The following is a 15182-nucleotide window of genomic DNA, read 5'->3' on the forward strand; positions in this document are numbered from 1 at the left end:
TCATGTTCCGCATGTCCATCCGCAACCTGTTCGCCAAGAAGCTGCGGCTCGTCGCGACCGCGCTCGCCATCGTGCTCGGCGTGGCATTCACCACGGGGACGATGGTCCTCACCGACACGATGCTCGAGTCGCTCGACGGAGCGATCGCCGAGGTCAACGAGGGCGTCGACGTGTTCGTCCGCGGCCTCCCAGTCGGCGAGGACGAGGTCTCCACCCTGCGCGGCCCGGTCGACCTCGACCACGTCGAACGCATCCGGTCGATCGACGGCGTGAGCGCCGCCGAGCCCTATTGGGTCGGCTACACCCAGGTGGTCGGCACCGATGGCAAGGCGCTGAGCATGATCCAGAGCGTCGGTCTGAACTGGATCGACGACGCCGAGCTCTCCGCCTTCGAACTCACCGACGGACGACCACCCGGTGCCGACGATGAGATCGTGTTGGGGACCGAAGCTGCCGACGAGGCCGGCGTCGACGTCGGCGACCCCGTCGACGTCATCACGCTCGCCGGCCGTGAGCGTTTCACCGTCTCGGGCCTCGCGTCAGTGGATGGTGTCCCCGGCGCTGCCAACTCGGCGTTCACGTTCTTCACCGCCGACGCAGCCGAGCAGCGTCTCGGTGACGTCGGTACGGCCGCGCAGATTCTGACCCGGAGTGACTCGATGACCGCCGACGAACTCGCCGGGCGGATCGGTCTCGTGGTTCGCGACGCCGACGTCGTGACCGGTGACGCGCTGACCACAGAACGACAGGACGATCTCGCGTTCGCGCTGGGCGTGTTCGAGACGATCCTGCTGGTGTTCGGCGCCATCGCGCTGTTCGTCGGTTCGTTCACGATCGCCAACACGTTCACGATCACGGTCGCCCAACGCACCAAGGAACTCGCCCTCGTTCGGGCGATCGGCGCGAGCCGCCGCCAGGTGCTCGGGTCCGTCGTGATCGAAGCGGCGCTGACCGGGTTGCTGGCCGCCGCCGGCGGTCTCGTCGCCGGTCTCGGCGTCGCACGCGGCCTCATGTCGGCCTTCGCGAGCTTCGGTCTCGACTTCCCTGATACCCCGCTCGTGATCCAGACCTCGACGGTCGTCGCCGCCTTCGCCGTCGGCGTCGGCGTCACCATCGCTGCGGCGCTGGTGCCCGCTCGACGCGCCGCCACCGTCGCGCCGATCGACGCCATGCGCGATGCCTCGATCGAATCGACCGGGATCTCCCGCAAACGACTCGCTGTCGGCGGGGTGCTGGCGGCCCTCGGTGCCTATGCCCTCGTCCGTGGTGTGGTCGCGACCGACGCACCGCTCGTCGGTCTGGGCAGCGTTGCGACGTTCCACGCGGTGCTCGCGCTGGGGCCGATGCTCGTCCGGCCGATCACCCGCCTCGTGGCGTTCCCGCTCCGTCGGCTCGGCACCGCCGGCCGACTCGCAGCTGCCAACGCCGACCGCAACCCGCGCCGCAGCGCATCGACTGCCGCTGCGCTCACGATCGGCGTCACGCTGGTCGCGGGTGCATCGATGTTCGCCTCCACGGCGAGCGCTTCGGTACGCGGCGACGCGGCCGAGGTGCTGGTCGCGGACGCGGTGGTCCGACCGATCGGGGCGAACCCCGGCCTCCCGTCGGACGTCGTCAGACAGGCGGCTGCCGTCGATGGGGCCGAGGCGCTCCCGCTGCATCAACTGTCGGCCGAGGTCGACGGATCGATGGAGTTCGTCGGTGGCATCGACCTGGCCATAGCCGACGACTTCGTCGATGTCATGGTGCTCGACGGCTCGATCGGCACCGCGATCGACACCGTCGTGGTCGGTGACGACCTGGCCGACGAGCGTGGCTGGGCACCCGGCGACCAGATCATGGTGGTGTTCCCCGACGGTGCGCGGCCGACGCTGCGGATCACCGGCATCATCGAGCAGACCAACGCGTTGCCCGCGATCGTCGGGACCTACCAGGCCATCGCACCACATGGCATCGGCCTCGACCGCGCCGTGCTGCTGGCCGGAGACGCCGCGGCGATCGACGCGGTCGACGCTGCACTCGCCGGACAACCGACCGCCGTGGTCGAGTCGATCGACGACTACGCCGAGTCGCTGGTCGGAGCGCTGAACACCATGCTCAACCTGGTCCTCGGGTTGCTCGGACTCGCCGTCGTGATCGCCGTGCTCGGCATCGCCACGACGATCGGGCTGTCGGTCCACGAACGCACACGAGAACTGGGGGTGTTGCGTGCGATCGGCATGGAGCGGCGGCAGGTTCGCCGGTCCATCCGCCTCGAGGCGGTCGTCATCGCGATGTTCGGCACCGTGCTCGGTCTCGCCATGGGTCTGGGCTTCACGGCCGCTGCGATCTCGACGCTCGCCGACGACGGGTTCGGCGCTCCGACGATCCCGGTCCCGACCTTGATCGCCATCGTCATCGGTGCCGTCGCGGCCGGAACCATCGCTGCCGCGCTGCCCGCACGAACCGCTGCTCGGCGACCCGTGCTCGACGCCATCGCCACCAACTGACCCGTTCTGACCTTCGAGAGGAATCCTGATGATCCCCGAACCCATCCACCCCCGTCGGCCTCGCCGACAGACCGTCGTCGTGGCCGGCGCAACCGGCTACCTCGGCCGGCATGTCGTCCGGGCGCTCCACACCGACGGCTGGTGCGTGCGTGCACTCGTCCGCGACGAGTCCCGACTCGGCGACGCCGCCGACTACTGCGACGAGGTGTTCGTCGGCCACCCCACCGATCCGACGACGCTCGAGGGGCTCTTCGACGGTGCCGACGCAGCGTTCTCGTCGATCGGCGTCAGATCGTTCCGCCGTCGGCCGAGGTTCCGCGACGTCGACGAGCACGCCAACCTGCACCTCGTCGAGGCGGCCGAACGAGCCGGTGTCGGACGGTTCGTGTTCGTGTCGGTCCTCCGCGGCGACGAACTGCGTGATCGGTCGCCGCTCATGGACGCGCGCGAGCGTGTGGTCGACCGCCTGCAGGCGAGCCGAATGTCGACGACGATCATCCGCCCGACCGGGTTCTTCAACGACATCGCGGTATTCGGCGAGATGGCGGCGCGCGGGAGGGTCTGGATGATCGGTGACGACCGGACACGCCTCAACCCGATCCATGGCGCCGACCTCGCCGAGGTCGTCAGGAAGGCGTTCACCTCCGACGACACGAGCGATCGCAGCGTCGGTGGCCCCGATGTGATGACCCAGGCGGCGATCGCGGCATGTGCGTTCGAAGCGAGTGGTCGACCGGTCAAGGTGACACGGGTCCCCAGCGGCATGGTCCGCACGATGGGGCGGCTCATCGAGCCCGTCAACGCCAACGCCGGCGCCAACCTCCGGATGTTCGCCTTGATGGGCGAAGTCGACATGGTCGGCGACCCGGTCGGCACCCACCACCTCGCCGACGAGTTCACCGACTCGTCGTGACGTCCGGGGCGAACTGGGTTCGCGACTTCCGAGTGGGAGGCCGCGAGCTCAACTCGCCGTCACGGGCTGCTCGGCCGAGCAGCGGAGTCCGAACCGCACAAGATCCAGGCCGAACGCGTACCCGATTCAACCGCGCACCGGCGCCGTCTCCGACGAGCAGCAACCGTGGGGACACAGACGTGCTGATAGCGGACGGCTTGGCTCGGCCGATCGATTGCACGTTCTGTGCGGCTCACGCCCGTCAGTCGCCTGGTTCGGTCGGCTCCTCGCTCTGGTAGCCGTCGCTGTACCGGACCGTGAAGTCGCCGTGCTCGGAGTCCGCGTTCGGCCTCGGAGGTTCCGGGAACTCGATGCTGGCAACGCAACCATCCCCGAGATTCACCACGGCAGCAAACGTGAGGCCGTTCTCGATCACGTACGGGTACACCCTTGCGGCACGCTCTTCTCCGCCGTCGTACTCGAACGAGCAACCGGGCCGGTCGGGTCGTGGGAGCCCGATGTCGTACACCGGAGCATCAGCGGCGACATGATTCGGCAACCAGCCCTCGCCCCGGAGCACCGTGAACGCGCGAGCGGTAACCGGCACGACCGCTCGCACCGCCTCGCTCGGTATCGGCGCCCGGCACTTCGTCGCACGTTTCCGCGCAGTCGTCGCTGGCGTCTGTGCCTGATTGAGTCGACAGGTGCGTTGCGGCGGCTGTCGTAGCGTCGATGTTCTGAGCCGGCTGTCAACTCCCGAAGGTGACCCGATCTCTGAGCCAGCCGGCGAGCCACTTCTCCTCGACGTCGCGTGCAGCGACGGCGATCATTGCGTCGACAGCCTCATCGGTGTCGGGTTGTGAGTCGTTCCACGATCCGTCGTTGAGATCGACGAACAATACGAGGCAGGCCCACGCTGCTCGCTTGTTACCGTCAGGAAGCGGATGGTTCCAGGCGATCCGACAGGCGAGTACCGCAGCCTTGTCGTAGACATCCGGGTAGAAGTCGGTGTCGTCGAAGCCGGCCTGGGGCGCATGGAGCGCAGAATCGGCGAGATCGACACGACTCGCCTTGATCAGCGTCGCGGCGTCGACTCCGGTGACGAGTTCGGAGAGAAGCCAGAACTCAGCAAGGCTGAGGTAGCGGGTCACTTCGCGAGTCGGTCGAGGATCTCTCGGTCGCGCTCGAGCAGCTTCTTCGCGCGGGCGGTGAAGTTGTCGTCGGCTCGCACCCGTTCGATCTCGGCGGCAAGCGAGTCGATGATGAGTTGGTTGACGCTGTCGCCGCGCACTCGTGCGACGGCTTCGGCGTCGTCGGCGAGGTCGTCGGGCAACCGAACAGTGGTCTGCTTCGTCATGACATCATGATATCACGATGCGCAAGCGCAATATCGACACCCCTGCCGTGCTCCGCAGGAAGCGGTACCCGTCATTCTGTGCGGTGGTCTGTTGGCCAGCGGATGAGACGGGGCCGTGTGCGCGGTTGAACCGGTCACGAAGGCGAGTTCGAAGAGACCGCCCGGCAAAGCGAAGGGCGGTCGATCGGTGCGCTCACCTCGACAGCACCTTGTCGATCTGTCGCTGCTCCCAGGTCGACGAGGACGCAGTCGGCCGGTTCAGCCGGACCACGAGACCGTGGACGGCGATGCCGAGACCCCAGCCGATGAACGCCCAGGCCGACCACCACGACCGCCACTCGCCAGCGATGCCGGCACCGAGGTTGGTGGCCAGGTTCACGAGGAAGATGATCACCATTCCGCCGGCGAACACGCCGGCGTGGACGTAGAACGCCTGCAGCTGGCGCACGAAGAGCCGTGCCGCTTCGGCGGTTGGCTGGTCGGCCGGCTCAGCCGGCTGTTGGGGAGTGGGGTGGTTCATGGTGGGCTTTCCGTGTCGGTGGGATGTCGTCGGGGCGGCGACCGCTCAGGCGGCCCGCTGGCGGTGGGCCCGGGTGAGGAGCCAGAGTCCGAACCATCCTTCGGCGATCACCGATGGCAGCGCGACCATGACGAGGAATGTGTCGGCGTGGTCGGCGTAGTTCGCGAGGACGGTGTGGGCCGTGGTGTCGATGATGTAGGCGGCGCCGGCCACGATCATCAGGTGGCCCAGCCAGCGTGGAGTCTCGGTCGATCGGGCGGCGAGGAAGCCGAGCACGATCAGGTGGAGTCCGAACGCAGCGAGACCGATCATCCAGGCGGAGTTGAAGAGTTCGAGACCGGCGTACGCCTGGGCGTTGCGTTCGGCCGAGCTCATCACGTCGGCGACTGCGGCGGAGTCGTAGAAGACGAGGGCCTGGAAGAAGAACACGGCGGCGACGCCGAGCAACACCGTGTACACGAGGCGCGACCAGGCCGCGACGAGCGACAGGTCGTGGTGCTGGGCTCGGAACACGATGTGCAGTGCCCATGCGACGACGATGTCGATGAGGAAGATGGCCACGAAGGCCAGGAGGCCGAACCGGAACAGCGTGTTCGATTCGGCGATGTTGATCGCGGTGGCCTGGGCGTCGTCGGTGACGACCAGTCCTTCTCGGACGAAGAAGTTGGCGAACACGGCGAGGCCGAACAGCAGGACGTAGCCGACCCCGGCGATCATGGCGGCTCGTCGTGGCGCGATGCCCGGGCTCTTCACCGTCTCGTGTGTGAGATCGGGTGTCAACATCGTGGTGGTCATCGCTTGCTCCTTCGAGAGTCGGTATTCGGATCGAGTCGGGTCTTCAGTGCGGTGAGCGGGCCGACGGTGGTGGCGATCCACAGCGCCAGCGGCCATGCCACCTCGTCGGTTGCGAAGATGACGATGGCCCAGGCGGCGGACAGGCCGAGCCACATCCATGGCAGGGATGCCACGACGCGGGTCCGGAACGTCACCGTGTCAGCGGCGTCCTCCGTCGACACGGGCCGTTCACTCGACATGGTCGGCTCCGTCGTCACGAACGACGACGACGGTCTTGCCGGTCGCCTTGCCGCTGTCGAGCTGCGCGATGCCGGCGGCGGCATCGGCGAGCGGGTGGCTGGCTTGCACCGCTGGCACGACCGCTCCGGTGGCGAGGTGCTCGGCGAGCCGCTCCATACGGGAGGGGTTCGTGGTGCTCACGAACATCGTGAGTCGCTGCTCGACGAACGGTGACAGCATCACGGCTCGGAGTTGGCGGCCGATGCCGCCGGTGAAGCGGTTGCCGCCTTCGCCGCCGACGATGACGAGCGTCCCGGTCGTGGTCAGGACGCTGCGAAGGCGCCTGACGCTGTTGCGGCCGCCGATGTCGATGATGAGGTCGTAGCGCTGGTCGGTGGCGGTGAAATCCTCTGCGGTGTAGTCGACGACGTGATCGGCGCCGAGGGAACGCATGAAGTCGAGGTTCCGGGTGCTCGCGACTGCGGTCACCTCGGCGCCGACGGCCTTGGCGATCTGCACCGCGAAGCTGCCGACACCACCGGAGGCCCCGACGATCAGCACGTGCTGACCGGCCTGGGCGTCCCCGATGTCGCTCACCGCCTGCAGAGCGGTGACTCCGGACACGGGTACGGCGGCCGCCTGTTCGAAGCTCACATTCGCCGGCTTGACGGTCAGCTTGTCCTGATGAGCGGTCGTGTACTCGGCCAGCGAGCCGTCGGCGAGGCCGAAGACTTCGTCGCCGGGGACGAACCGGGTGACCTTCGATCCGACGGCCACGACTCGACCGGCGACGTCGAGGCCGGGAATGGTCTGCTTCGGCCGGGTGAGCCCGAAACCGATGAACCGGATCAGGTACGGGGTGCCGGACATGAGGTGGCAGGTGCCTCGATCGACTCCTGCGGCAACCACCTCGATCAGCACTTCGTCGGGCTTCGGCTCCGGTCGGGCGACGACGTCGAATGAGAGCACGTCGGCCGAGCCGTATCGGTCCTGGGTGATGGCGTGCATCTGTGTTGCGCTGAGGCGATCGGCGTCGGTCTGTTCGTGGTTGGGTTGTTCTTGGATGGTCATGTTGTTCCTGTCGGTCGAGGTGTCGATGGCGGGTACGGGTGGCGGGGCGATGGAGATGATGTCGATGTTGACGGAGGTGAGGTGGGCCACGATTCCGTGGAGGTGGGCAGGATCACCGACGTCTCCAACGAGGCGGGTCACGCCGTCGTCCGCTGTGTCGGACGGGGCGTCGATCGTGAAGTCGTCGAGGAGCGGCCGAAGCAGACGGCGACTCGGTCGGCCCCGCAGCACGATCTCGTAGGTGGTGGGTTCTGCCATGACTCCATGCTGCAGTCCGCTGGTACCAGGCGGCCTCCTACGATCCGTGATCTCACCCGGGTGAGATCGGTGGACGGTCAGGAGCTGCGTTCGCCCGCGATCTATGGTCGAAGCCATGGCCGGGCACGGAGACAGCGGATTGGCAGCGACGAAGCTCGTGCCACCGACGCTGCCCGACCGGCTGGTTCAGCGGTCACGTCTGAACGATCGACTCGATGCCGGTCTGGCCGGCCGAGCCCGGTTGGTTCTGGCCAGCGCCCCGGCCGGATCCGGCAAGTCGACGCTCCTCGCGTCGTGGCTGGCGGGGCGCCCCGAGCACTCCGCCTGGTTGCAGGTCGAGGACGGCGACTCGGATCCGGCCCGGTACTGGACCTACCTGATCGCCTCCATCGCCGAAGCCGTTCCAGCGGTGGCCCGCTCGCTCGAGCAGCTCGTCAACGGTTCGGACAGCAACGAGCAGATGCTCGTCACGGCCATGGTCAACCAGTTCGCCGATCTCGCCGAACCGTTGATCGTCGTGGTCGACGACTACCACCTGATCGACCATCCGTCGGTGCATCGCGGCATGGAGCGCCTGATCGGGCTCTGCCCGCCGACCGTCACGATCGTCGTGTCGACCCGGGTCGATCCGCCGTTTCGGCTCGGGCGACTTCGAGTCAGGAAACAGTTGACCGAGATCCGGGGCGACGACTTCCGATTCGAGGCAACCGAAGCCTCTGGTCTCCTCCTCGACCACGAGGGACGGTTCCTCGACGAAGGCACCGTCGAACGACTGTGTCGCCGCACCGAGGGGTGGGCCGCGGGCCTCGTGCTCGCCGGGTTGTCGCTGCACCACTCGGCCGACCCCGAACAATTCGTCGACTCGTTCCACGGGGACGATCAGTTCGTCGTCGACTACATGACCGACGAATTCCTCGCCGGGGAGGGCGAAGAACAACGGCGACGCCTGCTCGAGACCTCCGTGCTGGAGCAGTTCAACGGCCCGCTCGTCGACGCCGTCACCGAGAGCACCGGTGGCGCACAATGGTTGGCCGAAACGGCACGGGTCAACCAACTCCTGATCGGGCTCGACCGCACCGGCTCCTGGTTCCGCTATCACCACTTGTTGCGCGATCTGCTGCGGTTGGAGGCACACCAGGCCCTGGCGCCCGAGCATCTGAACGAGCTCCATCGACGAGCCGCAGCGTGGTTCGAGCGTGAAGGCGACCCGCTGCGCGCGATCGGGCACCGGCTTGCGGCGGGCGACGACCAGGCAGCGGTCCGGCTGATGTACGTGCTCGGGCCACAGCTGATCTCCGACGGCCAGATCGAGACGCTCCGCGGTCTGCTGGAACGGATCGGCGAGCCGGCGACGACCGACCCGGCGTGCGCGCTGACGTGGGGCTGGTGCGACTACATCGGCGGTCGCTACGCCCGAGCCCACGAGTGGGTCGAGACCACCCACCGCCTCGCATCACCCGGCTTCGACCTGGTCATCACCGCGCCGCTCCGCATGAACCTCGCGCTCGCGCACGGCGACGTCGGCGCCGCCCTGGACCTCGCCCGCGAGATGCACGCAACCGATCAGTTCGCGACCCACGGCCCGGAGCTCGCAACGACGGCCGGTGGCGTCTTCATGTGGGCCGGCCGAACCGCGGAGGCACGCGAAGTGCTCGAGATCGCCGTCGAACGGTCCGCAGCCGCCGACGTCCGAGCAACCCATGTGCTGAGCCGGATCTATCAGGCGCTCAACGACTTCGACGACAGCGGAGACACCTCGGGAGCCGAACGGGCGCTCGACACTGCCGAGGAGTTGGCGATGAGCTCCTACTACCGGATCGCCCCGGCGTACGCGATCCGAGGACGCGGCACCGCCGACCCTGCGTCAGCTCGCGCCGATGCCGTGAAGGCGGTCGATCTGGCGCGGCGGATTCCCGGCGACCTCGCGTTGGCGTACACCCTCACCATCTGTGGCGACACGCTCATCGATGCAGGTGACGACTCCGGGCGAGCGCTGCTGGCCGAGGCCCGGTCGGTCATCGATCGGTGCCCCGATCCGGGCATTGCCGGCCGTTTCTTGGCGCGCATCGAATCGCGACACGGTGTCGACGGCCGGAGTCGATCGCGAAGCGGGAACGCGGTCCGAGACACCGACGTCGTGATCGAGCAGCTGACCGAACGAGAGACCGCCGTGCTCCGATACCTCCCGACCAAGATGTCGCAACGCGACATCGCGTCCGAGCTGTTCGTGTCGCCCAATACGGTGAAGACCCACTGCGCTGCCATCTACCGCAAACTCGGCGTCGGCGACCGCAAAGCCGCAGTCCAGACCGCCAGAGACCTCGGCATCCTCTGACGTCAGGTCCGCACACCCGCTTCAGAGGCCGGGTGGCGTTGCATGGCCCGCAAGTCGCCGGATGAGCAGCGTCACGGCGTCGGCGACAGCGGCCGGCTCGATTGCGGCAACGGGAGCATTGAGCGCGACGCGGACGATCGACAAGGTGAGGTGATCGACCTCCTCTCCGTTGATGCGGATCACGCACGCGTCTGCTGCGGTTTCGACGACGTGGTGGTCGACCATGGACAGCATCGGTTCGATCTCGGCATAGGCAGCATCGACGACGACCACCGCCTCGACGTTGCGGGGTATGGACGCGATCGATGCGGTGAGGAAGGCTCCGGCGTCGCCGCCCGGGATCTCGCGGGCGGTGAAGCGGCCGCCGGCCGGCTTGGTGGCGCTCAGCCGGTCGACTCGAAAGGTCCGCCAATCGTTCCGGCGAAGGTCGAACGCGACGAGATACCAGCGACGCTCGGCGGTGACGAGTTGGTGCGGTTCGACGAGGCGCTGGCTGCGGTCGCCATCACGCCGTCGGTAGTCGAAGCGGACTTCCTCGCGGTCGCGGCACGCAACGGCGAGGATGCTGAGTGCGTCGGGGTCGACGTCGTCGTCGGGGCCGGACCAGCGGAGTTCGACGACGCTGTTGTGCAGTGCCGAGACTCGGCGCCTCAGTCGGTCGGGAAGGAGTTGCTCGATCTTCGCCAAGGCGCGCAGCGAGGTGTCTTCGATGCCGCCGACGGCCGCGCTCGCGGCAGAGCGCAGCCCGAGCGCGACCGCGACGGCTTCGTCGTCATCGAGGACGAGCGGTGGCAGATGCGCGCCGACGGCAAGTCGGTATCCCCCGTCGGTCCCGGTCGTTGCGTCGACGGGATAGCCGAGGGTGCGGAGCCTGTCCACATCGCGCCGCACCGTGCGTTCCGTGACGTCAAGGCGTTCGGCGAGTTCTGCGGCCCGCCACAACCGATGCGTCTGCAGCAGGGACAGCAGGTGCAGCGCTCGGCCGGTCGGATCGTTCGTCACCGTCTCAGATTGCCACGCGTTGCGGACAGATCCTGTCCGGAAGGGTTCGTACGGTGGCCTCGTATCAACAACACCCATCCTCGAGAAACGAGAATCACCATGTTCAACCCATCCGACTTCCCCGAACCCACGATCATCCCGGTCAACGGAGTGGAACTCGAAGTCTTCGAAGCGGGCCGTGACAACACCACGCCCATCGTGCTCTGTCACGGCTGGCCGGAGCATGCGTTCTCGTGGCGCCACCAGATGCCCGCCCTTGCCGCCGCGGGCTATCACGTGATCGTCCCCAACCAGCGGGGCTACGGCAACTCGTCCCGGCCGGTCGACGTCACCGACTACGACATCGCACACTTGACGGGTGACCTCGTCGCGCTGCTCGATCACTTCGGATACGACAACGCCACGTTCGTCGGTCACGACTGGGGCGCGAACGTCGTCTGGGGAATGGCGCTGTTGCACCCGGACCGGGTCGAGGCAGTCGTCAATCTGGCCCTGCCCTACCAGGAGCGCGGCGAGCAGCCCTGGATCGAGATGATGGAACAGGTCTTCGGCGGCGACTTCTACTTCGTCCACTTCAACCGGCAGCCAGGCGTTGCCGACGCCGTGCTGGATGACAACGCCTTCCGGTTCCTTCGCAACATGTACCGGAAGAACCTGCCGCCCGTCGCGCCGGAGCCGGGCATGATGATGATCAACATCGCACGGGCCGAAGCCCCACTGGGAGAGCCGATCATGAGCGAGAGCGAACTCGCCGTGTTCGTGTCCGCGTTCGAGGGTTCAGGGTTCACCGGCAGCATCAACTGGTACCGGAACCTGGACCGCAACTGGCACTTGTTGGCAGATGTGGATCCGATCGTCCACGCGCCGGCACTCATGATCCGCGGCGAGCGAGACGCGATCCCGAAGTTCGAACGACTGTCGGAGTTCGTACCCAATGTCGAAGAGGTCAGCCTCGATTGCGGTCACTGGATCCAGCAAGAACTGCCGGATGAGTCCACGCAGGTGATCTTGAACTGGCTGGCGCAGCGGGCGGAAGCCTAATGGGGATCGATCGTCCGAAGCCGTGTGATCGGTCAGGATGGTTCCGAGCCGCCGGTCGGTCAGCACTTTTGGAGCCAGAGCCTCGAGCTCTACGCCTAGATCGTGCGCCGGTCGGTTGGTGAGGTCGACTCGTGATGGCTGGTGGGATGACGTGCTGCGAGCACTGAACCATTAGGGAGCTGCTGGTCGCCTCGGGCTCGAACGATAACCGATTGAACAAGGAGGTGACCGATGAGGCAGGTGTTCGTCGGCCTGGACTGGGCTGAGGACCATCACGACGTGTTCGTCGAGGACGACAACGGCCAACGGCTCGGCGGCGGCCGGCTGCCCGAAGGTGTGGAGGGTGTCGCCCGGTTCCACGAGTTGGTGGCCGGTCGCGTCGACGACCCGGCCGATGTGATCGTCGCGACCGAAACCGACAGGGGGTTGTTCATCGGCGCCCTGGTGGCTGCCGGGTACACGGTGCTGGCGGTGAATCCGATGTCGACGTCGCGCTATCGCGAACGGCACTCGACGTCGGGCGCCAAGTCCGACCCCGGTGACGCCAAGGTGCTCGCCGACCTGGCCCGCACCGACGCTCACAATCACCGGCCGGTGGCCGGCGACAGCGAACTGGCCGAAGCCGTCAAAGTGCTCGCCCGGGCGCATCAGACGATGATCTGGAGCCGGCAACGCCACACCAACCAGCTGCGTTCCACGTTGCGCGAGTTCTACCCGGCAGCTCTGGAAGCATTCGATGAACTGGCCGGACGCGATGCTCTCGCGGTGTTGACGATCGCGCCGACCCCGATGACCGGCAAGCTGCTGTCACGCTCGAAGATCGCCGCTGCTTTGCGTCGCGGTGGTCGGCAACGGCGCATCGACGAACGCAGCGTCGAGATCCAGACCGCGCTCCGCACTGAGCAGCTCGAAGCACCCGCTCTGGTCACTGACGCGATGGGCGCCAGCGTTGCCGCTCTCGTGGCGGTGATCGTCGAGATGCAGATCCAGGTCGACCGCCTCGAGGCCGAGCTGGCCGACCGTTTTGAACAACACCCGGACGCCAAGGTCATCCGTTCCCTGCCAGGATTGGGGATGACGCTCGGCGCCCGGGTGCTCGCCGAGTTCGGGGACGACCCGAACCGCTATGCAGACGCCAAGTCTCGCAAGAACTACTCCGGCATGTCACCCATCACCCGCGCCTCGGGCAAACATCACGTCGTGCTCGCCCGCTACGCCCGCAACCGGCGCCTCGCCGACGCTTGCTACCAGTGGGCCTTCGCAACACTCACCGCCAGCCCCGGAGCCCGCTTGTTCTACGACGCCCGCCGAGCCGCCGGCGACACCCACCACCGAGCACTACGCGCCCTCGCCAACCGCCTCGTCGGCATTCTCCACGGCTGCCTCCGCCACCACACCATCTACGACGAACACACCGCCTGGGCCCACCGGCTCAACCTCGCCGCTTGACACCTACCGCCCGTGGGATGTCTAGGGGTGCTCCTCTCGGACGGCATCGACTGCGTGGAGCAGCATCAGGAGTTGGGCGTGGGCCGTCTCGGCGTGAGCACCGAGCGTGTCCTCGGTATTCGTGAGGATCGGCGCAAAGAGGTCGCCGGCGTGTTGGTGAGCGGCGCGCCCGGCGGCGGTGAGTTGGACTCGGTAGGAGCGCCCGTCCTCGGCGTTCGGGATGCGGGAGATGTGGCCGCGCCGTTCGAAACGCTTCACATAGCTCGACACGGTCGTCGGCGCCGCTGCCATCCATTGGGCGAGTTCCGAGGGTGTCAGCCCACCACCTGACGCCAGCACGGAGTACACCGCGAACTCGTCAGCGTCGAGCCCGGACTCCTCGATGGCGACGTCGATGAGTCGGTGAACGGATCGGGAAACCAGCCAGGCATCGAACAAGACATTGGTCGGCCCACGGCTGTTTCGACGCCCGACCGAGTGACCGTTCCCGTTGGCCTGGTTCATCGTGCCGAGCCTATGGCGCCGAGTTCGTCAGCCAGTTCGGATGCGACAGGGGCTTCAGCGGTGGCTCCCGGCAGCCGAGACCGGATCGCCTGAACGACGATCGCTACGACGGCGGCGACGAGCACCAAGACTGCAGCCCACGAGGTCGAGGTCTTGACCGCCGAGGCGACACCGAGGACGTGGCTGGTGGCGATCGGGTCCGGGTAGCTGGTCAGCGCCAACCAGGCGAGCGCGTTCTCGAGGTAGTCGAATGCGGCACCCGCGAGCGGAAGCGCGACGAGCCAGAGAGCTCGCCCGGGTCGCGACGAGAGACGTCTGATGGCGAGGCTCAGTGAGGACGCCAGGAAGATGCCCACGATGGCGGGATAGAAGATGTCGGCCAGTTGCATGTTCCGATAGGCGTCGCGCCCGTCGGATCCGCAGCCGTCGAGAAACTCGGTGACTCCTTCAGCGGTGGTGAAGAACCGCATGTCAGGCGGGGCCTGACGGCACGCAGCCTCGACCTCGAAGACGGAGATTGGCGCCGACGATGCGAAGAACATCCACGCGAACGGAACAAGAATCAATGCGCTTGCAATCCACAGCTTCAATGACGCAAGGCGGGTCAGAAGCAGGGTGGACTTCGTGAGCGGTGTGGTGGGTGACATAGCGGAAACTCCCTAGTTGATACGATTTCGCATTACTTTAGTGCGATCTGGTACTACTTGTCCAGCCTGCTCCTCCTGTGAACGCGATGGGTGCCCGTCGCGTTGTACCGGTGGTGTCCGAGCGCGGTTCGGACAGCACACGCAATTCCGGCCGGGGCTTCGTTCCGCCACCGCGGGTCCTGGGCAGGCCGTCCGTCAGCCCTCGTTGTCGACGTCGAGTCCGGGAACCATCGCCATTACCGTGTCCTCGACGATCGGGCCCCAGCGCAGTCCGTCGCTGGTCGACGCCCAGAACGCTGTCCTGCCCGACTCGGGGTGGTGGAACACGAGCGCTTCGAAGCCGAAGATCGATCCGCCGTGGCCGATCAGGCTGTCGTCCTCGTCCCACGGCTCGATGCCGAGGCCGTACTCCTCGTTGGCGATCATCTCGACAACGAGCTCGTCGGGGATGATGTCGCCCGCGACCAGGGCGGTGAAGAGACGGTGCAGATCGTCGCCGCTGCTCACCATCGAGCCCGCCGTCCACGCTGCGGTGGCGATCGAGGTGTAGTCGAAAGTCGATCAGCTCGGTCGGCTCTCCCGCGAGCCCGCTGAACGCTGCGA

The 15182-nt window shown here is 67.0% G+C and carries 16 protein-coding genes; 5 read left to right on the plus strand and 11 right to left on the minus strand.

Annotation, left to right across the window (positions count from 1 at the left end; genetic code table 11):
- Window positions 1–11 precede the first annotated feature (11 nt).
- Complete coding sequence (locus R8G01_12060; GenBank protein ID MDW3214728.1) at window positions 12–2489, plus strand: FtsX-like permease family protein; 2478 nt, start codon at window positions 12–14, stop codon at window positions 2487–2489.
- Window positions 2490–2517: 28 nt separating this feature from the next.
- On the plus strand, window positions 2518–3402 hold the full coding sequence (locus tag R8G01_12065) for an SDR family oxidoreductase (GenBank protein ID MDW3214729.1): 885 nt from the start codon (window positions 2518–2520) through the stop codon (window positions 3400–3402).
- 241 nt (window positions 3403–3643) lie between these two features.
- Here the strand turns inward: R8G01_12065 and R8G01_12070 are convergent, their stop codons facing one another.
- From R8G01_12070 to R8G01_12100, 7 genes are all read right to left on the minus strand, one after another.
- Entirely contained in the window at window positions 3644–3988 is a 345-nt protein-coding gene (locus tag R8G01_12070) for a hypothetical protein (GenBank protein MDW3214730.1), read from the minus strand.
- Window positions 3989–4130: 142 nt separating this feature from the next.
- Window positions 4131–4532 (minus strand): Fic family protein, encoded by a 402-nt coding sequence (locus R8G01_12075; GenBank protein MDW3214731.1) that lies wholly within the window; start codon window positions 4530–4532, stop codon window positions 4131–4133.
- A complete protein-coding gene (locus R8G01_12080; protein ID MDW3214732.1) occupies window positions 4529–4738 on the minus strand; it encodes a hypothetical protein in 210 nt (69 codons plus the stop codon). Before R8G01_12080 ends, R8G01_12075 begins: the two co-directional genes overlap by 4 nt.
- A 193-nt stretch (window positions 4739–4931) precedes the next feature.
- Window positions 4932–5258, minus strand: a complete 327-nt coding sequence (locus tag R8G01_12085; protein MDW3214733.1) for a 2TM domain-containing protein — start codon at window positions 5256–5258, stop codon at window positions 4932–4934.
- Between the two features lie 45 nt (window positions 5259–5303).
- Window positions 5304–6053 carry a DUF4386 domain-containing protein gene (locus R8G01_12090; protein ID MDW3214734.1) on the minus strand — a complete coding sequence of 250 codons (750 nt, stop codon included), beginning with the start codon at window positions 6051–6053 and terminating at the stop codon, window positions 5304–5306.
- Window positions 6050–6292 carry a hypothetical protein gene (locus R8G01_12095; protein MDW3214735.1) on the minus strand — a complete coding sequence of 81 codons (243 nt, stop codon included), beginning with the start codon at window positions 6290–6292 and terminating at the stop codon, window positions 6050–6052. The genes R8G01_12090 and R8G01_12095 overlap by 4 nt, the downstream gene beginning before the upstream one ends.
- Complete coding sequence (locus R8G01_12100; GenBank protein MDW3214736.1) at window positions 6282–7601, minus strand: NAD(P)-dependent alcohol dehydrogenase; 1320 nt, start codon at window positions 7599–7601, stop codon at window positions 6282–6284. The genes R8G01_12095 and R8G01_12100 overlap by 11 nt, the downstream gene beginning before the upstream one ends.
- A gap of 115 nt (window positions 7602–7716) precedes the next feature.
- Between R8G01_12100 and R8G01_12105 the strand changes: the two genes are divergently transcribed.
- Entirely contained in the window at window positions 7717–9936 is a 2220-nt protein-coding gene (locus tag R8G01_12105; GenBank protein ID MDW3214737.1) for a LuxR C-terminal-related transcriptional regulator, read from the plus strand.
- A 21-nt stretch (window positions 9937–9957) separates the two neighbouring features.
- Here the strand turns inward: R8G01_12105 and R8G01_12110 are convergent, their stop codons facing one another.
- Window positions 9958–10938, minus strand: coding sequence for a YafY family protein (locus R8G01_12110; protein ID MDW3214738.1), 981 nt, complete (start codon window positions 10936–10938; stop codon window positions 9958–9960).
- Window positions 10939–11037: 99 nt separating this feature from the next.
- Between R8G01_12110 and R8G01_12115 the strand changes: the two genes are divergently transcribed.
- Window positions 11038–11979 (plus strand): alpha/beta hydrolase, encoded by a 942-nt coding sequence (locus R8G01_12115; GenBank protein MDW3214739.1) that lies wholly within the window; start codon window positions 11038–11040, stop codon window positions 11977–11979.
- Between the two features lie 231 nt (window positions 11980–12210).
- The gene (locus R8G01_12120) at window positions 12211–13428 is read left to right on the plus strand and encodes an IS110 family transposase (protein ID MDW3214740.1); all 1218 of its coding nucleotides are present in this window, start codon (window positions 12211–12213) and stop codon (window positions 13426–13428) included.
- Window positions 13429–13449: 21 nt separating this feature from the next.
- Here the strand turns inward: R8G01_12120 and R8G01_12125 are convergent, their stop codons facing one another.
- The 3 genes from R8G01_12125 to R8G01_12135 all read right to left on the minus strand — a co-directional run bounded on the left by R8G01_12125 (window position 13450) and on the right by R8G01_12135 (window position 15089).
- Window positions 13450–13932 (minus strand): MarR family transcriptional regulator, encoded by a 483-nt coding sequence (locus R8G01_12125; GenBank protein ID MDW3214741.1) that lies wholly within the window; start codon window positions 13930–13932, stop codon window positions 13450–13452.
- Window positions 13929–14474, minus strand: a complete 546-nt coding sequence (locus R8G01_12130; GenBank protein MDW3214742.1) for a hypothetical protein — start codon at window positions 14472–14474, stop codon at window positions 13929–13931. Before R8G01_12130 ends, R8G01_12125 begins: the two co-directional genes overlap by 4 nt.
- Before the next feature lie 300 nt (window positions 14475–14774).
- Entirely contained in the window at window positions 14775–15089 is a 315-nt protein-coding gene (locus R8G01_12135) for a hypothetical protein (GenBank protein ID MDW3214743.1), read from the minus strand.
- Window positions 15090–15182 lie beyond the last annotated feature (93 nt).

This window comes from Ilumatobacteraceae bacterium (assembly GCA_033344875.1).
In the GTDB taxonomy this organism is placed as follows: Bacteria; Actinomycetota; Acidimicrobiia; order Acidimicrobiales; family Ilumatobacteraceae; genus Ilumatobacter.